The sequence below is a fragment of the Arthrobacter sp. 05N429 genome (genome assembly GCF_056397045.1).
In genome coordinates this window covers 293,379-317,694 of record NZ_JBFTMQ010000002.1, presented here as the reverse complement: position 1 = coordinate 317,694, position 24,316 = coordinate 293,379, and the positions used below count along the sequence as shown (strand labels likewise).

Here is a 24,316-nt window from a genome sequence, read left to right as displayed (position 1 = left end):
GAAAGTCCTCAGGCAATCAGCGTGAGCACCGCGATCCGGTACCCCTCGGTTGATTTGATGAGCTGGTAACAAAAGCGCTCAGGCTGCCGGCCGCTGTAGGACCAGGTGACGTCGGCCCAGACGGTGCCCGGCGCCTCGCCCATGATGATGATCTGCCGGCCGACGTCGTCCACTCCGGCGTACTGGCTGAAGGCGGAAGTGAAGAACTCCTCCGTCTGGCGGGAGTCGCTGACCGGAATCGACGTGCCGGGGAAGAGGATGAGTGAAGGCACCGCGTACAGGCCGGCGATCGCCTTGGCGTCGCGCGCCAGCAGCGCTGCGGTGTAGCGCTCGAAAAACTCTTCTACCTTGCCAGTGGTCGCAGTCATGGCCCCAGACTACAAACTCCCCGAGTCCCGCGCACCGGCTTCTTGATCCCGGCGACGGGACGTCATCGGGTAAATCGGCCCTACCGGCCGGCCGGCGGGCGGTCCGATAATCGGCGTATCCACCCCTGTTCAAACTATGGAGGCGATCGACGTGTCGGTTTATACGCTGGGAATCTGGTTGGTGCACCCGGGCCGCGAGAATGATTTCGTGCAGGCGTGGCGGGATCTGGCCCGGAAGACCCAGGAGGACTTCCCGCACGCGAAGGCCGTGCTGATGCATGACCACGACGTCCGGAACCGGTTCATCAGCACCGGACCGTGGGAATCCCTGGAACAGGTGGAGCAGTGGCGGGCGTCCGCGGTGTACACGCAGGGCATCGAGGCGATGAAGGACCTGCTGGAGCACTTCGAGCCGCACACCCTGGACGAGGCCGCGGGCATCGGCGGGGATTAGCCCTGGCTGCCTGATTCCCCGACCGTCAACGCCTCGAGCACTGCGGGCAGGAGCACGTTCCGGCCCCAGACCGGGTCAAACACCTCCACGTACCAGGACTCGGCCAGCAGCAGGGCGAGGGTTTCGTTGGCCTCCTCGGTCCAGTCCCGGAGCTGTTCCTCGCTGACCGGGCCTTCGCTGCTGCCAAGGACGGTCACCACGGCGTCCTCCCACAGGGTCACGGGGATGGAAGCCTGGCTGGTTTCCCCGGGAGCGTGCGCCACGGTGACCAGGCCGGTCCGCGTGGACAGATCCAAGAGCGCCGACGCCGACTCCGCGCTGCAGAAGCCCGTCACGTAGGCCCGCTGCGCATGTCCATCGGCGAGGACGCCGGGCTGCGATTCCTTGGTGAAAAGGCTGTTCCGGTTCAGCTCCGCGAGCCCGCCGGCGATGACCTTCGTTTCGGCGTCGAAACCGGGGGTGAACGTCCCCGGCTGGTATTCGCTGCGGCCTTCCAGCCAGCGCGCGGTGAGCTCGCCGGCCGCCGGGATCGTTCCGGCCTGCCGCCAGACCTCACGGTCTGCCAGAAGCCGGCCGAAGGAATCCCGCTCGGTGGTGTATCTGTCCTCTGCCATGTTTGAACGCTACGCCTCCCCGGCGGTGGTCGGCGAAGGACAGTACACAACCCTTAACAAAAGAACCGGCGGATAGACGTTCTCCCCCTGGCGGCCCTTCCAAGGTTTCCCGCTAGAGTTTTAGGGAGAACCAGCACTCAGCAACCGCCGCGAATCCGTGGCGGAGAAGTACCCGGGAGTCATCAGTGCGGCACGGATCCAAGCCCACCATCCGCGATGTCGCGGAGGCCGCAGGAGTGTCCCTGACCACGGTGTCCTACGTGCTTTCCGGCCGCACCGGCGGAAACACCCGGATCAGCCAGCCCACGCAGGACCGCGTCCATGCCGCGGCCCACGAACTCGGCTACGTGCCCAACGGGGCCGCCCGCGGGATGCGGCGCGGCCGCACCGACGTCGTCGCGGTGGCCATCACCAACCTCGACGATTCCCGGGACCGCGCGCTCGCGGCGGCAGCCTCCCGGATCCTGCCCCGGCACGGCTACCAGCCGGTCGTCCTGGTCGGCGAAAGCTGGCGTCGGTTTATGCTCTCCGGCGGCGCCGACGGCGTCATCCTCGGCTCCGTACCGACAAAGCGCACGGCCGCCGACGTCGAGACGATGGCGGAGCTCGTAGACCGCGGTGTGGCCCAGTTGGTCGTCTCGGACACCCTGCTGCCGGACGGCGTCGACGTCCTGGCGCCGGGAACCAGCACGACGCCGGATGCCCTCGCGGAGGGCGCCGTCGCCCGGCTGCTTTCCCGCCTGCGCGGCTGAGCACCCGGCCGGGCGCGGGAGGCTACGCGTCCCGCAGCGGGCGCCGCGCCAGCCAGGCCGCGACGATGGCGCCGGAGATGTTGTGCCAGAGCGAGAACACCGCGGACGGCAGCGCGGTCAGCGGGCTGAAATGCGCCGTCGCCAGGGTGGCGGCGAGGCCGGAGTTCTGCATGCCGACCTCGAACGCCAGCGCCCGGCGGGCCTTGTCATCCAGGCGCCCCAGCTTGCCCGCCAGATACCCGAGGCCGAGGCCGAAGCCGTTGTGCAGCACCACGGCTAGGAACACGATCCCGCCGGCGGCGACGATCTTGCTCGCGCTGCCGGCCACCACAATCGCGACGATCAGCGAAATGACGACGGCGGAGGCCCAGGGCAGGGCCGGCAGCACCTTGGCCACGAGCTTCTTCAGGAACAGGCGCGCCAGCAGGCCGGCGATCACCGGCAGCAGAACGGTCTTGACGATGTCCAGCACCATGCCGCCGGCGTCGATCTGCAGGTAGGAGCCGGCCAGGAACAGGATCAGCAGGGGCGTCACCACCGGGGCGATCAGGGTGGACACCGAGGCGACGGCGACCGAGAGGGCAACGTCGCCCTTGGCCAGGAACGCCATCACGTTGGACGCGGTGCCCGAGGGTGCGCAGCCGACGAGGATCAGCCCCACGGCCAGTTCCGGCGGGAGGTTCAGGGCGACGGCGATGAGCCAGCCGGCGCCGGGCATGATGACGTAGTGCGCCACGATGCCGAGGACCACGGCCCAGGGGCGCTTGGCCACGGATGCGAAGTCGGGTGGCGTCAGGGTCAGGCCCATGCAGAACATGATGATGCCCAGCAGGTACGGCACGCTGGGACCGAGGGGCTTGAACGCGCCCGGCAGCAGGTAGCCGGCGACGCCCGCGATGACGACCAGCAGCGGGAAAACGGTTACCGCGATCCGTGCGATCTTGGCCTCGGCGGCGAGGGCGGGGTTGACCGGGATCGCGTCTGGGCTGGTCTCCGGGGTGGACTCACGTGATTTGGTTGCCTCAAGCATCCAAGAATGGTGCCAGTGCGAAGGCTTAGGGGCCAGTTCGTGACTGCCGTGGGCCGTTTATGTCAGATTTTTGGCCCTGTCATGCCTTGTACGGCGGCCCCGGCCGGTCCGCAATCCCCGCGGTAGGGTAGAGGCGCAGGCAAGCTGCGGCCACAACGCCGGTGCCCCTGTTTCCGGATGAACCCTTCTGGCGCGGTGCTGCGTCTTCCCGAGCCCGAACGGAGCCAGCATTGGCCACCAAACCCGCCGGCACCCACGCCGCCCTCAGCCCCGAGCAGCTCCAATCAGTCCGCGGCACCCTGCGGTCCCCGCGCCGGCTCAAGACCGAAGTCCTCGGCGGGCTCGTCGTCGCGCTGGCACTCATCCCGGAGGCCATCGCCTTCTCGATCATCGCCGGCGTCGACCCCCGCATCGGGCTCTTCGCCTCCTTCACCATGGCGGTGACGATCGCGTTCATCGGCGGCCGTCCCGCAATGATTTCGGCGGCCACCGGCGCCGTTGCCCTGGTGGTCGCCCCGCTCGTGAAGTCGCACGGCCTGGACTACCTCGTCGCCGCCGTAATCCTGGCCGGCATCTTCCAGATCATCCTCGGCCTGTCCGGGGTGGCGAAGCTGATGCGGTTCATCCCGCGCTCCGTGATGGTGGGCTTCGTCAACGCCCTCGCCATCCTGATCTTTCTGTCCCAGGTCCCCGAGCTGATCGGCGTCCCATGGCTGGTCTACCCGCTCACCGCGGCTGGCCTGCTGATCGTCTTCGGCCTGCCGAAACTCACCAAAGCCGTGCCCGCCCCGCTCGTCGCGATCGTGGTGCTGACCCTCTTCACGGTCCTCGCCGCCGTCGCGGTCCCGACCGTGGGCGACAAGGGCGCGCTGCCGGACTCGCTGCCGTCGCTGTTCCTGCCCAACGTCCCGTTCACGCTCGAAACACTGCAGATCATCTTCCCGTTCGCCCTGGCCATGGCCTCCGTGGGGCTGCTTGAATCCCTCATGACCGCGAAGCTCGTGGACGACATCACGGACACCCACTCGGCCAAGACCCGCGAGGCCTGGGGGCAGGGCGTCGCGAACATCGTCACCGGCTTCTTCGGCGGCATGGGCGGCTGCGCGATGATTGGCCAGACCATGATCAACGTCAAGGCCTCCGGCGCCCGCACCCGGATCTCCACCTTCCTGGCCGGTGTTTTCCTGCTAATCCTCGTGGTGGCACTCGGCGACATCGTGTCCCTCATCCCGATGGGCGCCCTCGTGGCCGTGATGATCTTCGTGTCCGTGGCCACCTTCGACTGGCACAGCATCCATCCGTCCACACTAAAGGCCCTGCCCAAGAGCGAAACGCTGGTCATGCTCGCCACCGTGGCCGTGACCGTGGCCACCCACAACCTGGCGATCGGCGTCGGCGTCGGCGTTCTCGTGGCGATGGTCCTGTTCGCCCGCCGTGTGGCGCACTTCGTCACCGTGGACCGCGCCGTGGCGGAGGTCGACGGCGTACCGGTGGCGACGTACAAGGTCGACGGCGAGCTCTTCTTCGCCTCCTCGAACGACCTCTACACCCAGTTTCAATACGCCCTGGATCCCGGACACGTGGTCATCGACATGCACGCCAGCCACCTTTGGGACGCCTCCACTATCGCCTCGCTCGATGCCATCACCGAGAAGTACCGGCACCACGGCAAGACCGTCGACGTCGTGGGCCTCAACGACGCCAGCCTGCACATGCGCGAACGCCTGGCCGGGAAGCTCGGCTCCGGCAAGTAGGCTGCGCTCCTGCCCGGTTGCTTCTGCCGACGCGCGGGAAAGACCGGCGTGTCACCGGGTTTCTGACCCCCCTTTGGCTTGTAACTGGGAAGGAGCGCGCGGCCCTGGGCTGTCAGGGCGCTGGTTTGCTCGCTTTGCCGTCCAGCCAGAGCGTGTCCGACCCGTCGCGGTGCACGCCGGAGGACCCGACGTGCTTCGAATCGATCTGAGGCCCGTTCTTGATGACGTGGACCAGCGCCATGCCGTGGCCGCGGCCCAGCCCGTAGTCCTCCTTGAGCCATTCGAGGACCGGCCCCGCCTTCACGGACGGGCCGGTAAAGCCCTTCTCCCCGGCGATCTCCACGAGTTGGCGCGGGGTGAGTCCGGTCTTGTCCTCGATGGTGTCGAGATAGGCCTGGAACGACATGCGGGACTTCCTCTCAGCAGGCTGCGGGTTCCTCCGTCACTCTAGGGACAGCCGCGCCGCGCCGCCAGACCCTGTTTCCCCCGGATGCAGCCGAACCGGCGCGCTCCTGCCCAGTTACTGAGCGCGGGGCACGAAAAAGTACGGCGTGTTCCCCGGGTTCGTCGGGTTCTCGCGCCGCGGCCGGGGAGTAACCGGGCAGGAGCGCGGCCGGTGCGGGTTGGAGGCGGAACGGCTACGCTCGGGAACATGACGCAGACCTGGGATCCGGGCCAGCAGGGAGTCCTGGAACTTCCCTCCGGCCGGCTCATCCGCGGCCGCGGACTGCTCCAGCCGTTCCCGGCCGGCCCCCGGCCCGAGTTTGGCCTGTACCTGCTGGGACGGCGCCCGGCGCCGGTGGCCTGGGATTCCCGGTGGGTCCGCTGGCGGGATTTGCGCCTGCCGGCCGACGACGCCGAAACCCTGGACGCGCTCACGGAGGCCTGGCGCCGTGCCGAGACCGAGAGGGTCGAGGTCGCCTGCTGGGGAGGCCGCGGCCGGACCGGCACCGCCCTGGCCTGCCTTGCGGTCCTGGACGGCGTTCCGCCCGCGGAGGCCGTGGCCTTCGTGCGCGCGCGCTACCGCCGGGGCGCCGTTGAGACTCCATGGCAGCGGAAGTACGTCGCCCGGTTCCGGCGCCCGGAGGCCTGACGGGCAACCCCCAATGGTGCGCCAAACCCCGGCCCGGTCCCGGTATTAGGGCACACGATTGGGTCTTTTTGTTTGCCGTGGGCGGGCCTACCGTGGACAGACGGAGCCGCCCGGTCCGGGTGGCCGAATCCATGGAGGACTATCCAATGACGACGCATGTAGCCGACTGCAGCGTGACCAATTGCTCCTTTAACGACCACTCCAACTGCAACGCCGCCGCCATTACCGTCGGTGGCGCTGAAGATCACGCCTCCTGCGCCACTTTCATCGATATCGGCGTGCACGGAGGGCTGCCCAAGGTGCTGGCCGACGTCGGCGCCTGCCAGCGTTCCGAATGCGCGCACAACGACCACCTGATGTGCAAGGCCACCGAGGTGCATGTCGGTCCGGGCGTCGACAACGCTGATTGCCTCACTTACGCCCACAGATAGGCCGCGCAGAAAAGCTTGCCGAATACGTGCAGCCCTTTCCGCGGGCGAGGGTACGCTCGACTGCGAGACCGCATTTGCCCGACCCAGGAGACTCCCCTTATGGCTGCCGAAAGTCCGACCATCCTTGCGACCTCCGGCGGCTACAAGCCCGGGGCGCGGACGCGCCTGGAATTCAACAAGCTGGTCCATTACGCCGTCGACTTGTCCGGCGCCACCGGGCGGGCGCCGAAGATCGCCCACGTCGGCACCGCCAGCGGGGACCAGCGGTGGTTCAACAACGAGGTCAGCGAAGCGGGAAACGCAGCCGGATTCCAGCTCACGCACCTGAATCTGTTCACCATGCCCAACGTTTCCAACGTCGAGGAGTACCTGCTCGGCCAGGACGTCGTCTGGGTCAACGGCGGCTCGGTGGTCAACCTCCTGGCCGTTTGGCGCGCCCATGAACTGGACGCGATCTTCCGGCGGGTCTGGGAGGCCGGGGTGGTGTTGGCCGGCGTTTCGGCCGGCTCGATCTGCTGGTTTAACGGCGGGACGACCGACTCGTTCGGTCCCGAGCTGCGTGCCGTAAAGAACGGCCTGGGTCTGCTGCCTTACGACAACGGCGTCCACTACGACTCCGAAGCCGCACGCCGCCCGCTGGTGCACCGCCTGGTGGCGGACGGAACGCTGGGCGAGACCCACTGCACCGACGACGGCGTCGGCCTGCTCTACCGCGGGACCGAACTGGTCGAGGCGGTCACGGAAGTGCCCGGCAAAGCTGCCTACCGGGTGACGCCGGCCCCGACTGACGGGTTCGCTGCCGACGTCGTCGAGGAACGGATCGAGCCGAACGGACTCTAGGAGCTCAGGTCACTCACTCAGCAGGGTTCATGGCTTCGGACACGTGGCGCCGCGACCGGACAAAGGCCGCAACAGCGACAAAAATGCCGGTGGCACAAAGGGCCGTCGCCGCAAGCTGGGATTCCAAGTGCGCGCCCGTGGAAATTCCGAGGGCAATGGTCAACGGAAACCAGATGGCGAACCATCCGCCAACGACCGCGACGGTTCGAGGCAGGGATGGCCGCCCGCGTCCGATCAAGACGCCCAGACCCACGGCCGCGGTGGTCAGGCCGCCGGTGATCATGGCTGCAAGACCCAGCCGCGCCAGCCCGGGGTCGACGACGGGTTCGATGGCGTAAATCCGGATGGTCTCCAGGACGCCGGTCAGCAGCGAGAACAGCCCAGCCGCAGTCAGGGCCAGGGACAACGTGGTCATCGTCTTAATCCGCCGGTGGCCACTCTCCGGACGGCGGACGCGCCCAGCGAGTCCCACTAGCGTCCCGTGTCGAAGATGCTCAGTAGGTCCATTCCCGGCCGAAAGTGAATGGTCTGCAGGCCCAGGCCGCGGGCGGCCGCAATATTGGCGTCATTGTCATCTATGAAGATGACGTGCTCGGGGCGGGCGCCGAGCACGCCGAGAACATGATCGAAAATTCGGCGGTCCGGCTTGGCCATCCCCAGGACCCCGCTGAAGAACAGCTGGCGGAAATACTGCACCCAGCCGGCCTCCGAGCTGTACGTCGCGGCCATGCCGGCGGGCATGTTGGAGAGCAGCGCGAGCCGCTGATCGCGGGAGTGGAACGTCTCCAGAGCCGAAATGGTGCGTGGGTTCAAGTGCGACCATTGGGCCGCATCGAGTTCTTCAAGCTGCACCAGCAATTCGGCCGAAACGGGCCCGCCGATCACGCTGCTCCAGTAAGCCGCAGCATCGATTCTTCCCGCGTCGAAATCAAGTCTGGACCGCCAGTACGGACCTTCGTGGTGCCTCAGGTCAAGACCTGTTGCACGCCCAAGTCGGGTCCAATCGCTTTCCTGGGCGCATCGGAGATGACCATTCCATAGTCGAAAAGCAGCCATTCGGGCGCAGGGCTCGGGGAATTCATTCCGTCAGCTTAGACCTGGCGTGTCCCTTACCCCTGCGTCAGGCGGTAGCGCTCGATCTGCTTGAGCCGCCGCAGGAGGCTGTCGCGCCGCGGGTGCGGGACGGCGTCGGCCGGTTCGGCGGTGAGGTCGATGTGCTTGGTGCCGTACTGCCAGAGCAGCAGGTCATCGAGGAGCCGGTCCGGGCCGGGGGAGTAGCGGTGGTCCAGGGCCCGGCGGACCTCGGTGATCCGGTTGGCGCTGAGCAGCCCGGCCAGCTGCATGGTCTGGTTGAGGCCGTGGGCGGCCATCAGCTCGGCGGCCCAGCCCCAGTCGTCGTCGACCTTCCGGTCCACGTGCGGCAGGAGGGTGCGCCAGACGTCGCGGATCCGGTTCGGGGTCAGCTGGGCGGCGCCTTCGCCGTCCATGTCCCAGTAGCTGCGGACCTCTTCGTAGCGTTCGTGCAGGTCAGCGAACGCCCCCTCCACGGTTTCCAGCATGGCGGCCGTGGCAGTGAACTGGCGGTCAAAATGCGGGGTCCAGGCGCGCGGGTCCTCGGCCTTGAAGCGGATGTCGTGCTCGATCTCGCTCCAGGCGTGCGCGAACACGGTCCGGATCTGGCATTCGAAGAAGTAGCTGCCGTTCGGCGGCACGTCCGGGTTGAAGGCCTGCTGGTAGTCCTTGACGGCCTCGTTCTGGATGGTCCGCAGGATCAGGTGGCGGCTGGAATAGCCGTACGTGCCGGACTCGATCGAACCAATGTCCTTCTCGCGGTCGCCGCGGCAGTCGAAGAGCTGGCGCTGGCGCTTGATCAGGTTGGCCACCACAGCGTTTTCCGCCGGCAGCTTCGTGATGACGCGGACGCCCACCATGTCATTCAGGGTCCGGAACGGGTCCGGGAACTTCAGCACCGGCGGACCGCCCGGCTCCAGCGGCTCCTCCGTCCGGGAGATCTTCTCGCGGAAGGATTCGACCGTCTTGGTGCGGCCGGTGACGAAGAGCGGCGTCACCTCGGTTCCCTTGAGCATGCTCCGCAGCGTCAGCAGGACCTCGCGGGTGACCAGCTTCAGGGCAGGGCGCACCCGCTCGTACAGTTCCACGTTTTCCTGCACGGATTCGCGCAGGTCCGCGTCCAGTCGATCCCAATTGCTCGCCATGCGTCCAGCTTACGGCGGGGGTACGACGGCGGCCGGCTGACACCCGGGTGCCGGGGCGCCTTCGGGACCCCTACCCGGCCCGGCACGGCCTTACGCACTGCCGCGCGGCGCTCAGGGTAGGCTCGGCACATGGCTGATGTGCGGCGTCGGGCTTTAATCGCGGCCGCAGCGACGGTGACACTGGGGGCAGTCTCCGCCGCCTGTTCACCGGGCCCCAAGGAGGACAGTGTGAAGCGGCATAGGTACAGCTACGGCGATGACTCCAGCCAGTGGGGGGAGCTCTTCCTGCCGGATGCTGCCGCCATCAAGGGCGTGGTGGTGGTCATTCACGGCGGCTACTGGCGTTCTCAGTACGGCGCGGAACTCGGCGAACCCCTGGCCAAGGACCTCGCGGCGCACGGCATGGCCGCCTGGAATCTCGAGTACCGCCGCGCCGGAAACGGCGGCGGCTGGCCCCATACCTTTTCCGACGTTCTGGCCGGAATCGATAAGCTCGGCGACATCGCCGGTGAACATGGCCTCGGGCTGGACAGGGTGGTGGCCCTGGGGCACTCCGCAGGCGGGCACCTCGCGGTCTGGGCAGCGGGACGGAGCCGCCTCGCACAGCTCGGCGCCCCCGATGCGGACCGCCAGCTGCTGCGCAAGGACGACGACGGCGCGGTGCACCTGACCGGCGTCGTCAGCCAGTCCGGGCTGCTCAACCTCGCCGAGGCCGAACGGTTGAACCTGAGCAATGGCGCAGTCAGCAACCTGCTGGGCGGCTCCTCCGAAAAATACCCCAAACGGCATAAATACGCCGATCCGATGAGCGCAGTGCCGCTGAAGATTCCCGTGTATGCCGTCCACGGCACGGACGACGACACGGTTCCCGTCAGCCAGTCCGATTCATACGCGGCCGCGGCCAAGTCCGCCGGCGCGCCGGTCCAGCTCCTGAAGGTTCCGGGCGACCATTTCGCGCTGATCGACCCGAAGGCCGCCGCGTACCGGAAGTGCCGCGAACTCGTGCAGGTTCTGCTCGGCTGATCCCCGTCTGCCATTGCCACCCGCCGGTGGTAGCGTGGCGCCTATGCAAGTCGAAGTTCCCGCGGTTCTGCGCACCCTGGCTGCGGGCTTCACCCGGTTCCTCCGTGCGTTCGCGCCGCGCCATCCGGCCCAGGTGATCGTGCTGGGCTTCGCCGCCGCCGTCGCCGTCGGGACCGGCCTGTTGTTGCTCCCGATGGCCAAAGCCGGCGACGGCGGGGCCAGCCTGCTGGAGGCGCTGTTCACCGCCACGTCCGCCGTCTGCGTCACCGGCCTGATCACCGTGGACACGCCAGTGTTCTGGAGCGGATTCGGCCAGGTGGTCATCCTCATCCTGATCCAGGTCGGCGGCTTCGGCGTGATGTCCTTCGGCACGCTGCTCGGGGTCCTGACCGCCCGCCGGCTGGGCTTGAAATCCCGGATATCCGCCGCCACCGAGACCAAAAGCACCGGCTTCGGCGACGTCCGCCGCGTGCTGGTGGGCGTTCTGCTCATCAGTGTTGTCGTGGAAGCGGCGCTGGCGTTGAGTCTCGCGGTCCGCTTCATGGCCGGGTACGGCTATGCGCCGGGCGACGCGATCTGGCATGGCGTGTTCCATTCCATCTCGTCCTTCAACAACGCCGGTTTCGCCCTGTACTCGGACAACCTGATGGGGTTCGTCGGCGATCCCTGGATCTGCCTGCCGATCGCCGCGGCCGTGATCATCGGCGGACTCGGCTTCCCGGTCCTGTTCGAACTGGGCCGGCAGTACCGGCGCCCGATCCACTGGAGTATGAACACGAAACTCGTCCTCGTCGGATCGGCTCTTCTCCTGGCCGGCGGGACGGTGTTCCTCACCGCCGTCGAGTGGGCCAACCCGGCAACCCTTGGCGGTCTGCGTCCGGCCGAGCGCGTGCTGGCCGGGTTCTTCCAGTCCGTCATTACCCGCACCGCGGGCTTCAACAGCATCGACATCGCCCAGATGAACCCGGTGTCGTGGCTGGGCATGGACATCCTGATGTTCATCGGCGGCGGGCCCGCGGGCACTGCCGGCGGCCTGAAGATCACCACTTTCGCCGTACTGTTCTTCATCCTCAGTACCGAGCTGCAGGGCGGCACGGCCGTGAACATCTTCGGCAAGCGGCTGTCCCGCGCGGTGCACCGCCAGGCCATCACCGTCGTGCTGCTGGCGATCGCCCTGGTCACCGGCTCCACGATGTTCCTGATGCTGATCACCGACTTCGGGCAGGAACGGATCCTTTTCGAGGTCGTTTCAGCCTTCGCCACCGTCGGCCTGTCCACCGGCATCACAGCCGGCATGCCTCCGGCCGGACAGCTCGTGCTGATCCTCCTGATGTTCGTCGGGAGGCTGGGCCCGGTCACGCTGGGCGCGGCCCTGGCCCTGCGCGAGCGACCCCTGCTTTACGAGTACCCCAAGGAAAGGCCCCTCATTGGCTAGGAACATCTTCTCGTCCCGCTCCGCCGGCGCCAGCGACAAGGCGTCCTCGGTGGTGGTCATCGGCCTGGGCCGCTTCGGCGGCTCACTGGCCCTGGAACTGGAGGCGCAGGGCACCGAGGTGCTTGGCATCGACGCCAACGACGAAATCGTCCAGTCCTACAACGGGCGCCTCACCCACGTGGTCCGGGCCGACTCCACCAAGGAAGAGGCTCTGCGGCAGCTCTCGGTCCATGAATTCGACCGTGCCGTGGTCGGGATCGGCTCGGACATCGAAGCCAGCATCCTGACCACATCCCGGATCCTGAAATTCCAGCGGCCCCAGATCTGGGCGAAGGCCATCAGCGAACCCCACGCGGAGATCCTGGGCCAGCTCGGCGTGGAGCATGTCATCCGGCCCGAACATGACATGGGCAAACGCGTCGCGCACCTGGTCCTGGGCTCGATCCTTGACTACGTGGAATTCGAGGACGACTTCGTCATGATCCGCACCAGCCCGCCGTCCGCCGTCCGCGACCGCCCCCTCGGCGTGCTCGGGCTCCGGGACAAGTTCGGCGTCACCATCGTGGCCGTCAAACGTCCCGGCGGCACGTGGGGCCACACGACGGCGCAAACGGTTCTTTACGACGACGACCAGATCATCGTCCAGGGCAGCAAAGCCAAGGCCGAACGGTTCAGCACCATGCCCTGACCCACTAGACTGGGGGCAGGTGCGCCGGGAAGTCTGGTCGGCATAGTTCAGTCGACCCAAATTTTAGGACTCCCGCATGAGCGCCACTCCTCCTCCCGTCCGGCCCAGGCTGACCATCTTCGGCCGCGGCAGCTACGCCGAGTCCCTCCGGATCGGTGAGATCCTCCGCAAGGAGACTGTCGGCGGCGCCCTGCTCGTCGCGGCAGCCGTGATCGCGCTCGTCTGGGCCAACTCGCCGGTTTCGGAGAGCTACTTCGCCCTCCGCGACTTCAAATTCGGCTACGAACCGTGGCACCTGGAGCTCAGCCTCGGCGCGTGGGCGGCCGACGGGCTGCTCGCCATCTTTTTCTTCCTGGTGGGCCTCGAACTCAAGCGCGAATTCATCGCCGGGGACCTGCGGCAAATCAACAAATCGATCGTTCCGGTCGCGGCGGCCGTTGGCGGCGTCGCCATCCCCGCGCTGATATACGCGGTGATCAACTTCGCCAGCCCGGAGACCCTGCGCGGCTGGGCCATTCCCACCGCCACCGACATCGCCTTCGCCGTCGCCGTGCTTGCCATCATCGGCTCGCATCTGCCCAGCGCCCTGCGGATCTTCCTGCTGACCCTTGCCGTGGTTGATGACCTGATCGCCATCACCATCATCGCCGTCTTCTACACGAATGACCTCCAGCCGATGCCGCTGCTGATGGCGCTGATCCCGCTGGCCATCTACACTTACCTGGCGCACAGATACCGGCGCTTCTTCAAAATCAACGCCTCGGCCGCGTGGCTGATTCTCCTGCCGCTCGGGGCTGTCACCTGGGCACTGGTCCATGCCTCCGGCATTCACGCGACCGTGGCGGGTGTACTGCTCGGCTTCGCTATCCCGGTCCTGCGTTCGAAGGCCAGCGGAGGCCCCGAGGCCGGTCCGGGCCTCGCCGAGGTCTTCGAGCACCGGTTCCGCCCGATCTCGGCCGGCGTGGCCGTCCCCATCTTCGCGTTCTTCTCCGCCGGAGTGGCCGTGGGCGGCTGGGATGGGCTGGTTTCGGCGCTGACCGACCCAGTGGCGGTCGGCATCATCATGGCGCTGGTCCTCGGCAAACCGATCGGCATCATGGGCACCACCTGGCTGCTCACCAAGGTCACGAGGGCCCGGCTGGACACCAGCTTCAAGTGGATCGACGTCGTCGGAATCTCCCTGCTGGCCGGTATCGGATTCACCGTTTCGCTCCTCGTGGCCGAGCTGAGCTTCGGCCAGGGCAGCATCCACGACGACCACGCCAAGGTAGGGATCCTCGCGGCGTCTGCGCTGGCGGCCTTGCTGGCCGCGGCGGTCCTGCGGACCCGGAACCGGCAGTACCGGAAGGCCGAAGAAGAAGAGAAGGTCGACTCGGACCAGGACGGGATCCCGGACGTCTACCAGCAGGACGGCTCCACCCCCTAGCCCCCGGTAGCGGAGTTCGCCGGCCGACGTCGTTATTCTCAACGAAGCAGGTCTTGCGTTCATACCCCAGGGGGTTTGATGATGGAAGGTGCGCAGCCCCGCCGCCCGGTCGGCCGTGGCTGCGCAGACCGGCAGGAGTGAATCATGGACGTCGTCGTCATTGAGACCAGACAACTCGGGGACCGCAGCTACCTCGTCCACGACGGCACGTTTGCGCTGGTCATCGACCCGCAACGGGACACAGACCGCGTGGAGGCGGCCGCCCGCGACGCCGGCGTCACCATCACCCATGTCGCCGAGACCCACATCCACAACGATTACCTGACCGGCGGGCCCGAACTGGCCCGGGCGCACGGCGCGAGCTACCTCGTGAACGCCGCAGACCCGGTGACGTTCGAGCGGCAGCCGATCACCGACGGGCAAAGCGTTCAGGTCGGTGCGCTGACGGTCAAGGCCGTCGCCACCCCGGGCCACACGCACACTCACCTGTCCTTCATCGTGGACGACGGCAGGCAGCAGGCCGTCTTCTCCGGCGGAAGCCTGCTGTACGGCTCGGTCGGCCGCACGGACCTTGTGGGTGCCGGGGACACCCTCGGCCTGACGCATGACCAGTACACCTCGGTGCGCCGGCTCGCCGGGGAGGCCGCACCCACCGCAGCGCTCTTCCCGACCCACGGGTTCGGCTCCTTCTGCTCCTCGGGCCCGGCCAGCCGCGCCGGAGGATCCACCATCGGCGAACAGCTCACCAGCAACCACGCCCTGACGGACCCGGATGAGGACCACTTCGTCCAGGAACTCATCGCGAACCTCACCGCCTACCCCTCCTACTACGCCCACATGGGGGTCACCAACGCCGCCGGGCCGGGCCCGGCTGACCTGACCGTGCCGGAATCGCTCGATGCGGTGGAACTCCTGCGCCGGCTGGAGGGCGGCGAGTGGGTGGTGGACCTGCGCCGCCGCGTGGCTTTCGCCAACAACCACCTGCTGGGCAGTGTGAGCTTCGAATACGGCACCAGCTTCAGCACCTACCTGGGCTGGATCCTGCCCTGGGGCGAGCAACTGACCCTGGTGGGATCCCACGGCGACGTCGAAAAAGCCATCCGCGACCTTTCCCGGATCGGCATCGAATCCCCGGACGCCGCCCTCGGAACGGACCCGCACGCGCTGGCACCCCGCGCCGCCCTCGCCTCCTACCCCCGTGTGGGCTGGGACGGCGTGCTCGCCGGCCGTGCCCCCGGGGACACCGTCGTCGACGTGCGGCGGGCCGACGAGTACGCCGCCTCGCGGGTGGCAGGAGCGGTCAACGTCCCACTCCATGAATTGCTGCGCCGCCTGGATTCCGTCCCCGCAGGGAAGCTGTGGGTGCACTGCACCACCGGCTACCGGGCCGGCACCGCCGCGAGCCTGCTGCAGCGCGCCGGCAGGGATGTGGTCCACATCGACGCGAAATTCGACGACGCCGGGGCGGCGGGAATCCCGGTGGACAACGCCCCCGTCCCGGCGGGGCCGCCGGCCTGAGCGAGTTGCCCGCGTTCCGAAACACTGGGGCGCATGCCCGCGTTCTCTGGCAGAGTATGAGCATGCTCACAGTTATAGGCGAGGGCCTGGTTGATGTGGTCCAGCGCTCCTCCGGCATCCAGGCCCATGTGGGCGGCAGCCCCCTCAACGTCGCCGTGGGGCTGGCCCGGCTGGATCATCCGGTGCAGTTCATCGGCCGCTACGGCCGCGACGCCTACGGTGAATCGGTGGCCGCTCACCTGAAGTCCAGCTCGGTGCTCCTCCCGGTGGGCCCGGACGAGCTGCCCACGTCCGTGGCCACCGCCCTGATCGACGACGACGGCGCCGCCAGCTACACGTTCGAGCTCGCCTGGGAGCTTCCCGGCCTCGCGGACCGGCTGCCGTTCATGCTGCAGGCGACGACGCTGCTGCACACCGGCTCGATTGCCACCATGCTGGCTCCCGGGGCCGCCGAGGTGCTCTCCGCCGTCGAGCATGCCCATCCTTTGGCCACCATCAGCTTTGACCCCAACTGCCGGCCCAGCATCATCACGGACGTGGATTACGCGCGCCGGCAGGCGGAAAAGTTCGTCACGCTGGCCGACGTGGTCAAGGCCTCGGATGAGGACCTCGAGTGGCTCTACCCGGGCGAGGATCCGTTGGATTCGGCCCGGCGCTGGCTCTCGCTCGGCCGTTCCGAAGGTCCTGCCATGGTGGTGGTCACCCGTGGCGCCCAGGGGCCCTGGGGCGTGAATGCCGCCGGCGAAGCGCACTTTCCTGCACCGTCAGTAAAGGTGGCGGACACTGTGGGCGCCGGGGATTCCTTCATGGCGGCACTCCTCTCCGCCATCGTGGACCTGGGCCTGGACGGGGCGCAGAACCGCAAGGACCTGCGCGGACTTTCCGCCGGGAGCCTCCGGGAACTCCTGGCCCACGCCGCCTGGGCCGCCGCCGTCACCGTCTCCCGGGCCGGCGCCAACCCGCCCACCCGAGCGGAGCTGAACCGGATCGAGCTGGGCGCACAAACGTCACCCAGGGACGCCGGGAGTAACGACCCCGAAAGTGCAGAACTCCCCAAGAACTGAAAGGCAGCCATGACACACCACGATGCCACGTCCTTCCGCGTCAGCAGTGAGTCATTCGAGGACGGCCAGACCCTGCCGCCGGCCCAGCGCGGCGCCTCCACCGGCGCGGGCGCGAAGGACGAGTCGCCGCAGCTGAGCTGGAGCGGCGCCCCGGCCGGGACCCTGAGCTACGCGGTCACCGTGTTCGACCCCGATGCCCCGGGCCGCGGCGGCTTCTGGCACTGGGCCGTGCTGGACATTCCGGCTAACACGACGTCCCTGCTGGCCGGGGCGGGCTCGCGCCAAGGCGGGCACCTGCCGCCGGGTGCGTTCCAGCTGAAGAACGACGGCGGCAGCACCGGCTACATGGGAGCGGCCCCGCCCAAGGGCCACGGCCCGCACCGGTACATCGTCACGGTCCACGCCCTCGACTTGGCGCACTCCGGCCTCGACGCCGGAGCCCACCCCGCGAAGCTCGAAGCGAAGCTCGCCCCGCACACCCTAGCCCGGGCGAGCGTGACCGGGATCTACGAACGCCACTAGCCTGGAACTGTCGGGACGTCGGGGCCGCCAGACCGGATACCCGCGCCTCGGTCGCCTCGGCCGCCGAATTCACCGGACACGTACGTCCACGCCAGCGGTGCCCCGCGGATTCGCCGGTCGGCCGCACCCGACCCGGCCCCGCGCGGGCTCCACCGGCAGCCCCGCCCCCGCGCCGGCACCGCCAACGTAGACTGGCGGTATGCGGCTGGTAGCAAGTGATATTGACGGAACGATCCTCGGCCACGACGGCAAAATCAGTGACCGGACCGTCCGTGCGTTCCACGCCTGCCGGGAAGCCGGCGTCGAACTGGTCTTCGTCACGGGACGCCCGCCGCGCTGGCTCCACCCGCTGCAGGACCGGCTGGGGCACGCCGGAACCGTCATCTGCTCCAACGGCGCCGTCGTCTGGGACCTCGAGGCGGACCGGCTGATCTCCGCCCGGGCCCTGCAGCTCGACGCCGTGTTCGAGGCGCGCCGCATCATCCAGCGGCTGCGCCCCTCCGCACTGTTCGCCGCCGAGACCCTGAACGGCTTCCACCTGGAACCGGGGTTCATCGAGAACGGCTCCAGCGAACTGCTGGCCGAGGTCACACCGGCACCCTTGCACACCACCCTCGCCGCGACGGACTCCGTCGTGAAGTTCCTCGCCATTGTCCGGGAGGGCACCGCCGACGAATTCCTCGCCGAAGTGACGCCCGCCGTCGCGCATCTGGCCGCCGCCACCCACTCGGCCCCCAACATCGCGCTCCTGGAGCTGTCCCTCCCCGGCGTCAACAAAGCCGTCACCCTCGCCGAATACGCCGCCTCCCTCGGCGTCGCCTCCGCCGATGTGGTGGCCTTCGGGGACATGCCCAACGACATCGAGATGCTGCGCTGGGCCGGCGACGGCTACGCGATGGCCAGCGGCCACCCGGAAGCCATCCTCGCCGCCGGGCAGCAGGCTCCGCACTTCGACGACGACGGTGTCGCCCAGATCCTCGAGGCCAAACTCGCCGCCCTGGGTGTCCGGCTGCCCTGACGCGCCGGCAGGACCCCGCCGCGACTGTCCCGGTCAATCCAACAGCCGGCCCGCGCGGACACCGGACTCCCAGCTTTTGGTCAACTGGCGTTCACTTTGGCGTCCTAGGCTGAAATCTCACGACGGATCAGCTGACTGACGGTGGGACATCATGGCCAGGTACCGCACGAAGAATATGGAAGACATGCCCCTGCGCCCGGCGGCGCCGGACGCGCACTGGAAGAGCCTGCAGCAGGGTGACCGGGTCAGCGTCCGGCTGGCGCCCGGCTACGAGACCGAAGGCCGGGTGGACGCCGTCACGGCCGACCACACCGCCGTCTGGGTGGACCTCGACGGCGGCCGGGGCCGCACGCTGCTGCACTGCAGCGACGGCGTGGAGATTCTTCCGCACACGAACTGATCCAGCCCACCGGGCGGCCGGCGAACAGCAGAATTCAGGGTCACCAGAGACGGATCGCTTTCACGATCACTGATCACAAGGGAGCTAAGGCCCTGTGTGAAGGACGGTGCCGCCCAGGCTCTTCTGGATGAGTTTCGGGTCTTCGCTGACGACGGTCCAGTTCTTGCCGACATTGATTGAACGTTGCCCAGCCGGCCTCGCGAAGTCTAGCTGCGACTGCAGGTACGTGTCGTTGCTGTAGGTAGCAAGGAATAAGAACTCGCCGCAGCTTCCCGAGGAGGAGGCGTACTTGGCAGGCGGTGTGTCCAAGACCAGCTCCGGGCATCGCAGGCCCGCGGACTCCACTGCTTCCTTCAATTGGTCAATCGTCTCAAACGTGCCGCCATCCGCCGGCGGGGCCGTGGCATCGGAAGTAGAACAAGACGCCAATGAGAGAGTGATGATGGCTGTGGCAGTGCCCAACGTAAGTCGGTTCATATCTGGTCCCCAATCAGAAAACTCTTCCGTCACTCCAGCCTAGGCCCTCCTTGCACGCATCTCGCGCTTGGTCAGCCACTCACGGGCTTGTCTAAAGGAACTTCCAGTGGCGCCTTCCGCGGCCGCGGATGCCTGTCCGCGCAGTGCTGTACCGTGCTCCGCTAGGCTTCAGGAGTGAGCACCCCGCACCCGTTTTTTGCCTCCGGCTCTGCCTCCGGTGACGGCCCTGATCTTCCCGTGGCCATGGCCCACCGCGGCTTCTCCCGCGACGGCCTGGAGAACTCCATGGCCGCGTTCCGCGCCGCCGTCGAACTGGGCTTCCGGCACCTGGAGACGGACGTGCACACCACCGCCGACGGCGTCCTGCTGCTGTTCCACGACGAGACCCTGGACCGGGTCACGGACGGCCGCGGCCGGATTTCGGAACTCCCGGCAGAGACAGTGGCCCGGGCGAGGATCGGCGGTGCGGAGCCCATCCCGCTGTTCGAGGAACTCGCCGCGGCCTTCCCCGACGTCCGGTTCAACCTCGACGTCAAGGACTGGAACTCGGTGGACACCCTGGCCGCGGCGATCGAACGGTTCGGCCTGCATGACCGGGTACTGATCGCCAGCTTCTCGGACCGTCGGCGCCGGGCCGTACTGAAGCAGCTGAGCCGCCCCGCCGCTGGCTCGGCCGGCATCGTATCCAATGCCCTCTTCGTCCTGCTCGGACCCGTACTCCCCGCACCGCTGCTGCGCCTCACGGCCGGACGTGCGCTCCGCGGCGTCCACGCCCTCCAGGTCCCGGTCAGCTACGGTCCCGTGACCGTGGTGACCCCCGGCTTCGTCCGGCGCGCGCACCGGCACGGGCTGCAGGTGCACGTCTGGACCGTCAACGATCCCGCGGAAATGCACCGGCTGCTGGATCTTGGGGTGGACGGGATCGTCACCGACCGGGCGGACCTGCTCAAGGAAGTCCTCCAGAAACGCGGCGTCTGGAGCGCCTGAGCCGGCCCCGCTTCCGGGACTGGCAGGATGGGACCATGCGCATTTTGATCGCCCCGGACAAGTTCAAGGGTTCCCTGACCGCCGCCGAAGCCGCCGCCGCCATAGCCGAAGGCGCCCTGCGCGTCTATCCCGACGCCGAGGCCATCCAGTTTCCGGTGGCCGACGGCGGCGAAGGAACCCTTGAGGCGGCCGTCGCCGCAGGGTACGAGGAGCGGCTGAACGCGGTGGTGGGCCCCATCCTGGCACCTGTCGGCGCGGCCTGGGCGATCTGGAAGGACGCCTTCGGCGGGGCCACCGCCGTGATCGAAACCGCGCAGGCATCCGGGCTGGCGCACATGGAACCCACCCCGGCCAACGCCCTGCGCGCACACAGCTACGGCTGCGGCCAGCTGATCGCCGCGGCCCTCGACGCCGGCGCGACGGAGATCGTGCTGGGCCTGGGCGGCTCGGCAATGAGTGACGGCGGCAGCGGCGCCCTGCGCGCGCTGGGCCTCAAACCGCTCGACGCCGCCGGCAACGTGGTGCCGCTCGGCGGCGGTTCGCTCGCCGAGGTGGCGCAGCTCGATGTCAGCGGCCTCGATCCGCGGCTCGGCTCGGCCAGGTTCCGGATCGCGGTCGACGTGCAGAACCCGCTCGTGGGCACCGACGGAGCAGCCCACGTGTTCGGCCCGCAGAAGGGCGCCGACGCGGACGCCGTGGAACTGCTCGACGCCGGACTCCGCAACTGGGCTTCGGTGCTGCGCCAGTCCACCGGCCGGGATGTCAACGTCCCCGGCGCCGGAGCGGCCGGCGGCTTCCCGGCGTCGTTCCTGGCCTTCAGCGACGCAACGCTGGAAGGCGGCTTCGAGCTGGTGGCCGGACTCACCGGGCTGGCTGACAAGCTCGTACAGGCCGACCTTGTGATCACCGGCGAGGGCTCGCTGGATTCGCAGTCGCTGACCGGAAAAGCGCCGATTGCGCTCGCCGATGCCGCGCAGCAGCTGGGCATTCCCGTGATTGCGGTCGCGGGCCGGATCCTGGTCACGCCTGAAGACCTCGCCAAGCACGGGGTGGTGGCAGCGGCGCAGCTGCTGGACCTGGCCGGAAGCCCGGACGACGCCGTCGCCAACGCCGCGAAGTACCTCGCCTGGGCCACCAGCCAGGCGCTCGAGGGCGCCTGAGCGCTCAGGCGCCCGTCTCATAGTGCGGCTCCGCGACCGGTTTGGATTCGGGGGAGCCCCTCTCCCGGAGGTACACCGAAGCGCCCACCAGCACGGCGACGGCCAGGAACTCGCTTTGCCAGTTCTGGAAGGACTCAAACCAGAAGCGGCTCGTCGCCAGGTACTCGAGGACCGTCACGGGAGCCTCGCCGTGGCTCTGCTGCTCGGAGCTGTACTCGTCCGCTCCTCCGACGGCGTGGAGTGCGAAGGACGCGAGGAACAGCACCAGGAACATGATCGACAGTGAGTGTTCATAGAGCTTAAGGACCCGCCCCCCGCGGCGCACAGGCCATGGGGTGGCCGCCTTGAGGTCCGCGGTTCGAGGGTCCTCGTCCTGCGGGGCATCCCGGCCCACCGGTTTGGACTCCGAGGATCCTTTCTGGAACAGAAAGACCGTCAGGATGACGTACATGCCCATTTGCAGGAACTCGGACTCCCAGTTCTCAAATGTCGCTTCGAGGAACGCGCCCGTTCCCAGGTATCCCAGCACCGTCACGGCCGGTTCGCCGTGGGCCAGCTGGTCCGAGCTATAGTCCGCGGCTCCACTGAGGACCATGCCGCCGAAGAACACCACGAACAGGCCGATATTGGCCAGCAGCAGGCCGTGGTCCTTTGCCCACCGCCTCGCGGTCCTTCCTGGTGGTGCGCTGGGCTGTTGGCGTGCGGCGCTAACCATGTCAGTTCCCCTTTTCGGCCTGCCGACGCAGCCGGCTCGGCACAAAGACCAGCAGGATCAGCAGAACCGCCAGCAGTACCGCACCGGCCCACAACCCCGCGGCCCGGCCTGCCGTGACGTCGAAAACCAGCGACGACGTTCCGACGCTGAGGAGCCCGATGCCGGCCAGTGACACCTTGGCAATTCTGTCCGCGCTGGATACCAGGGCCGCCCTGAGGTGCAGCCGGAAGAGGCGGCGGTGCACGCTCACGGGCAGCAGGATCAGGGCTGTGGTCAGTGCGGCCAGCGCCACGTTGGCGAGGTACAGGGTGGTCTGGTAATCGTCCAGCGTCTCGAACCTCGCCTGGAACGGCAGGGTCAGCAGGAACCCCGCCAGGATCTGCACGCCGGTCTGCAGCACCCGCAGCTCCTGCAGCAGCTCCATCCAGTTGCGGTCCAGTTTCTCGACGGCGGACTCGTTCCTGCTGCCCTGCACGGACCGTTCCTGCGCGGCTTCAGCCGGGCCGGACTCGTTCGGAGCGGACTCCGGCTCTAAATCAGGCACTTGCACCTCCACGTGGATGAGGACGGGGCTGCGGGGGCAGTCAACTTCAACCTAGGCTTGAGCGTTACGAAATTCAAGCTGATACTAAGGTTGCTGATCAATTCCCGGGTAGGGTGTAATTGTTTACTCCGTGGGGGACGTCATTGCGGATCCGGGCCATCGCCCGCGACCCGGGACGCGGCCCTTGGAAACCGACACGTTGGGTAGGTGGACTATGAGCGATTCACGCAGACAGCAGGACCAGCCGCGCGACCCCCGGGGCGGCTACTACTCCGGGTCTTTCCCGGAGCAAGTGCAGGAACAGCCGGGCCTCACCGCGCCCATGGACCCCCAGCCGGACCACGGCGAGGAGAGCTACGAAGGCAGCGGCGCCCTCACAGGGAAGGCCGCGCTGATCACCGGCGGGGACTCCGGGATCGGCAAGGCGGTGGCCATCGCCTTCGCCCGGGAGGGGGCCGACGTCGCCATCTCCTATCTGCCGGAAGAGGAAGCCGACGCCCAGGACACGGCCGCGTGGATCCGAAAAGCGGGCCGCAAGGCGCTGCTGATCTCCGGGGACGGCCGCAACGAGGATTTCGCCACGAAGATCGTCGACGACGCGCTCGCCGAGTTCGGCCGACTCGACGTCGTGGTACTGAACGCCGCGTACCAGAAGAACCGCGACAGCTTCGAGTCGCTCCCCACCGAGGAGTTCGACCGCGTTTTCCAGACAAACCTCTACTCGCTGATCTGGACCGCGCGGGCGGCGGTGCCGCACCTGAAAGCGGGCGCGTCGATCATCACGACGGCGTCGATCCAGGCGTTCAACCCCTCGCCCGAGCTGATCGACTACGCCATGACCAAGGCCGCGCAGGTCGCCTTCACCAAGGCCCTGGCCCAGGAGCTCGGCCCGAAGGGAATCCGCGTCAATGCCGTGGCCCCGGGACCCATCTGGACGCCCCTGATCCCGGCGACCGAGTGGCCGGAGAAGCTGCCGTCGTTCGGCCAGAACACCCCGCTGCAGCGCGCGGGACAGCCGGCGGAGCTCGCACCGGCCTACGTGCTCCTGGCCTCCGATCACGGCTCCTACATTTCCGGCGCGGTCTTGCCAGTCACCGGCGGCAAAGGCCTCTGACCCCCGTCACGGCATTTCCGGAAGATCCAAGAAACCAGGCAGTTCACCATTCCACTACGGGAGGAACAGCATGACCGAGGAAAAGCAGCAGGAACCGATCGAGGAAAGCGGCGGCTACGGAACGCCCACGGCGGAGCAGGAGCTGCCCGGCGGAGACACCAGGAAATTCGCCCAGCCCCGCGAAGAAGAAGCTTTCGACGCCGCCGGACTCAGCCAGGACAGCCCGGACGGCGAGACGTACCCCGCCGGCGCACCCGACCTGAGCCAGTTCGGCGCCGAAGACCAGGACAGTGCAGGAGAACCCGGGGCAGGACGCTTCGGAGGAACGGAGGAACAGATGAGTTCAGAAAACGCCAGCACAACCCCTGGCTACGACGCAGACGCCACGGAGAATTCCGAGGTGGCCATGCCGTCCGCTGAGGCGGAGATGGATGCGACCAACACCGAAGAGTCCGACGCCGGGCGGCCGTTCTCCTCGGAGCCCGGCCAGGACGCCGCAGGGCTGCCGGACGGATCGGGAACGGACCTGCCCGAAAGCAAATCGGCCAAGGACGGCGACGGCGACGACGAGGAACCCTTCGACGCCGGCTAACGCCGCCGCGCGACGCCGGCTAACGCCGCCGCGCGACGCAGTGAAGGCCGGGATCCGGACACCCACGTGGCGTTCGGATCC

Annotated in this window: 28 protein-coding genes; 19 read left to right on the top strand and 9 right to left on the bottom strand. The window is 68.0% G+C overall.

Annotated features, from left to right (window positions below):
- Positions 1 to 8 precede the first annotated feature (8 nt).
- Positions 9 to 368 carry a Cif family virulence factor gene (locus AC1DF4_RS05375; protein ID WP_476911902.1) on the bottom strand — a complete coding sequence of 120 codons (360 nt, stop codon included), beginning with the start codon at positions 366 to 368 and terminating at the stop codon, positions 9 to 11.
- A 151-nt stretch (positions 369 to 519) separates the two neighbouring features.
- Here AC1DF4_RS05375 and AC1DF4_RS05370 point away from each other — a divergent pair, with 151 nt between their 5' ends.
- Complete coding sequence (locus AC1DF4_RS05370; protein WP_441407183.1) at positions 520 to 822, top strand: antibiotic biosynthesis monooxygenase family protein; 303 nt, start codon at positions 520 to 522, stop codon at positions 820 to 822.
- On the opposite strand, the gene AC1DF4_RS05365 is transcribed toward AC1DF4_RS05370, so the two are convergent.
- Positions 819 to 1,436 (bottom strand): DUF6919 domain-containing protein, encoded by a 618-nt coding sequence (locus AC1DF4_RS05365; RefSeq protein ID WP_476911901.1) that lies wholly within the window; start codon positions 1,434 to 1,436, stop codon positions 819 to 821. The genes AC1DF4_RS05370 and AC1DF4_RS05365 overlap by 4 nt on opposite strands.
- 185 nt (positions 1,437 to 1,621) lie before the next feature.
- Here AC1DF4_RS05365 and AC1DF4_RS05360 point away from each other — a divergent pair, with 185 nt between their 5' ends.
- Entirely contained in the window at positions 1,622 to 2,188 is a 567-nt protein-coding gene (locus tag AC1DF4_RS05360) for a LacI family DNA-binding transcriptional regulator (RefSeq protein WP_476911900.1), read from the top strand.
- Between the two features lie 22 nt (positions 2,189 to 2,210).
- Here AC1DF4_RS05360 and AC1DF4_RS05355 read toward each other — a convergent pair whose 3' ends face one another.
- Positions 2,211 to 3,218 carry a bile acid:sodium symporter family protein gene (locus AC1DF4_RS05355; protein ID WP_476911899.1) on the bottom strand — a complete coding sequence of 336 codons (1,008 nt, stop codon included), beginning with the start codon at positions 3,216 to 3,218 and terminating at the stop codon, positions 2,211 to 2,213.
- 230 nt (positions 3,219 to 3,448) lie between these two features.
- On the opposite strand from AC1DF4_RS05355, the gene AC1DF4_RS05350 reads away from it, so the two are divergent.
- Positions 3,449 to 4,972 carry a SulP family inorganic anion transporter gene (locus tag AC1DF4_RS05350; RefSeq protein WP_476911898.1) on the top strand — a complete coding sequence of 508 codons (1,524 nt, stop codon included), beginning with the start codon at positions 3,449 to 3,451 and terminating at the stop codon, positions 4,970 to 4,972.
- 112 nt (positions 4,973 to 5,084) lie between these two features.
- Here AC1DF4_RS05350 and AC1DF4_RS05345 read toward each other — a convergent pair whose 3' ends face one another.
- Positions 5,085 to 5,378 (bottom strand): DUF4287 domain-containing protein, encoded by a 294-nt coding sequence (locus tag AC1DF4_RS05345; protein WP_476911897.1) that lies wholly within the window; start codon positions 5,376 to 5,378, stop codon positions 5,085 to 5,087.
- A 246-nt stretch (positions 5,379 to 5,624) separates the two neighbouring features.
- On the opposite strand from AC1DF4_RS05345, the gene AC1DF4_RS05340 reads away from it, so the two are divergent.
- From AC1DF4_RS05340 to AC1DF4_RS05330, 3 genes are all read left to right on the top strand, one after another.
- On the top strand, positions 5,625 to 6,065 hold the full coding sequence (locus AC1DF4_RS05340) for a protein-tyrosine phosphatase family protein (protein WP_476911896.1): 441 nt from the start codon (positions 5,625 to 5,627) through the stop codon (positions 6,063 to 6,065).
- A 146-nt stretch (positions 6,066 to 6,211) separates the two neighbouring features.
- Positions 6,212 to 6,496 carry a DUF1540 domain-containing protein gene (locus AC1DF4_RS05335; RefSeq protein ID WP_056428399.1) on the top strand — a complete coding sequence of 95 codons (285 nt, stop codon included), beginning with the start codon at positions 6,212 to 6,214 and terminating at the stop codon, positions 6,494 to 6,496.
- A 99-nt stretch (positions 6,497 to 6,595) separates the two neighbouring features.
- A complete protein-coding gene (locus AC1DF4_RS05330; RefSeq protein ID WP_476911895.1) occupies positions 6,596 to 7,336 on the top strand; it encodes a Type 1 glutamine amidotransferase-like domain-containing protein in 741 nt (246 codons plus the stop codon).
- 13 nt (positions 7,337 to 7,349) lie between these two features.
- Here the strand turns inward: AC1DF4_RS05330 and AC1DF4_RS05325 are convergent, their stop codons facing one another.
- The 3 genes from AC1DF4_RS05325 to AC1DF4_RS05315 all read right to left on the bottom strand — a co-directional run bounded on the left by AC1DF4_RS05325 (position 7,350) and on the right by AC1DF4_RS05315 (position 9,552).
- Positions 7,350 to 7,751: a hypothetical protein gene (locus AC1DF4_RS05325; protein ID WP_476911894.1), complete on the bottom strand. Its 402-nt coding sequence runs from the start codon at positions 7,749 to 7,751 to the stop codon at positions 7,350 to 7,352.
- A gap of 56 nt (positions 7,752 to 7,807) precedes the next feature.
- Positions 7,808 to 8,221 (bottom strand): HAD-IA family hydrolase, encoded by a 414-nt coding sequence (locus tag AC1DF4_RS05320; RefSeq protein WP_476911893.1) that lies wholly within the window; start codon positions 8,219 to 8,221, stop codon positions 7,808 to 7,810.
- A gap of 224 nt (positions 8,222 to 8,445) precedes the next feature.
- A complete protein-coding gene (locus AC1DF4_RS05315; protein ID WP_476911892.1) occupies positions 8,446 to 9,552 on the bottom strand; it encodes a GTP pyrophosphokinase in 1,107 nt (368 codons plus the stop codon).
- Between the two features lie 228 nt (positions 9,553 to 9,780).
- Here AC1DF4_RS05315 and AC1DF4_RS05310 point away from each other — a divergent pair, with 228 nt between their 5' ends.
- From AC1DF4_RS05310 to AC1DF4_RS05260, 11 genes are all read left to right on the top strand, one after another.
- Positions 9,781 to 10,575, top strand: coding sequence for an alpha/beta hydrolase (locus AC1DF4_RS05310; RefSeq protein ID WP_476911891.1), 795 nt, complete (start codon positions 9,781 to 9,783; stop codon positions 10,573 to 10,575).
- Between the two features lie 43 nt (positions 10,576 to 10,618).
- On the top strand, positions 10,619 to 12,010 hold the full coding sequence (locus AC1DF4_RS05305) for a TrkH family potassium uptake protein (protein ID WP_476911890.1): 1,392 nt from the start codon (positions 10,619 to 10,621) through the stop codon (positions 12,008 to 12,010).
- Positions 12,003 to 12,698 (top strand): potassium channel family protein, encoded by a 696-nt coding sequence (locus AC1DF4_RS05300; protein WP_476911889.1) that lies wholly within the window; start codon positions 12,003 to 12,005, stop codon positions 12,696 to 12,698. Before AC1DF4_RS05305 ends, AC1DF4_RS05300 begins: the two co-directional genes overlap by 8 nt.
- A 76-nt stretch (positions 12,699 to 12,774) precedes the next feature.
- The gene (nhaA, locus tag AC1DF4_RS05295) at positions 12,775 to 14,124 is read left to right on the top strand and encodes a Na+/H+ antiporter NhaA (protein WP_476911888.1); all 1,350 of its coding nucleotides are present in this window, start codon (positions 12,775 to 12,777) and stop codon (positions 14,122 to 14,124) included.
- A 144-nt stretch (positions 14,125 to 14,268) separates the two neighbouring features.
- Positions 14,269 to 15,642 (top strand): MBL fold metallo-hydrolase, encoded by a 1,374-nt coding sequence (locus tag AC1DF4_RS05290; protein ID WP_476911887.1) that lies wholly within the window; start codon positions 14,269 to 14,271, stop codon positions 15,640 to 15,642.
- Positions 15,643 to 15,704: 62 nt separating this feature from the next.
- Positions 15,705 to 16,706 carry a carbohydrate kinase family protein gene (locus AC1DF4_RS05285; protein ID WP_476911886.1) on the top strand — a complete coding sequence of 334 codons (1,002 nt, stop codon included), beginning with the start codon at positions 15,705 to 15,707 and terminating at the stop codon, positions 16,704 to 16,706.
- A 9-nt stretch (positions 16,707 to 16,715) separates the two neighbouring features.
- A complete protein-coding gene (locus tag AC1DF4_RS05280; protein WP_476911885.1) occupies positions 16,716 to 17,228 on the top strand; it encodes a YbhB/YbcL family Raf kinase inhibitor-like protein in 513 nt (170 codons plus the stop codon).
- Positions 17,229 to 17,427: 199 nt separating this feature from the next.
- Positions 17,428 to 18,246, top strand: a complete 819-nt coding sequence (locus AC1DF4_RS05275) for an HAD family hydrolase (protein WP_476911884.1) — start codon at positions 17,428 to 17,430, stop codon at positions 18,244 to 18,246.
- A gap of 151 nt (positions 18,247 to 18,397) precedes the next feature.
- Complete coding sequence (locus AC1DF4_RS05270; RefSeq protein ID WP_476911883.1) at positions 18,398 to 18,646, top strand: hypothetical protein; 249 nt, start codon at positions 18,398 to 18,400, stop codon at positions 18,644 to 18,646.
- A gap of 651 nt (positions 18,647 to 19,297) precedes the next feature.
- Positions 19,298 to 20,110: a glycerophosphodiester phosphodiesterase family protein gene (locus AC1DF4_RS05265; RefSeq protein WP_476911882.1), complete on the top strand. Its 813-nt coding sequence runs from the start codon at positions 19,298 to 19,300 to the stop codon at positions 20,108 to 20,110.
- A 35-nt stretch (positions 20,111 to 20,145) separates the two neighbouring features.
- The gene (locus tag AC1DF4_RS05260; RefSeq protein WP_476911881.1) at positions 20,146 to 21,270 is read left to right on the top strand and encodes a glycerate kinase; all 1,125 of its coding nucleotides are present in this window, start codon (positions 20,146 to 20,148) and stop codon (positions 21,268 to 21,270) included.
- A gap of 4 nt (positions 21,271 to 21,274) precedes the next feature.
- Here the strand turns inward: AC1DF4_RS05260 and AC1DF4_RS05255 are convergent, their stop codons facing one another.
- Entirely contained in the window at positions 21,275 to 21,985 is a 711-nt protein-coding gene (locus AC1DF4_RS05255; protein ID WP_476911880.1) for a DUF6766 family protein, read from the bottom strand.
- 1 nt (position 21,986) lies between these two features.
- Positions 21,987 to 22,460, bottom strand: a complete 474-nt coding sequence (locus AC1DF4_RS05250) for a DUF6328 family protein (protein WP_476912189.1) — start codon at positions 22,458 to 22,460, stop codon at positions 21,987 to 21,989.
- 283 nt (positions 22,461 to 22,743) lie between these two features.
- Between AC1DF4_RS05250 and AC1DF4_RS05245 the strand changes: the two genes are divergently transcribed.
- Together AC1DF4_RS05245 and AC1DF4_RS05240 are read left to right on the top strand one after the other, a co-directional pair.
- Positions 22,744 to 23,643: an SDR family oxidoreductase gene (locus tag AC1DF4_RS05245; RefSeq protein WP_476911879.1), complete on the top strand. Its 900-nt coding sequence runs from the start codon at positions 22,744 to 22,746 to the stop codon at positions 23,641 to 23,643.
- Between the two features lie 70 nt (positions 23,644 to 23,713).
- Entirely contained in the window at positions 23,714 to 24,235 is a 522-nt protein-coding gene (locus AC1DF4_RS05240) for a hypothetical protein (RefSeq protein ID WP_476911878.1), read from the top strand.
- Positions 24,236 to 24,316: the final 81 nt, after the last annotated feature.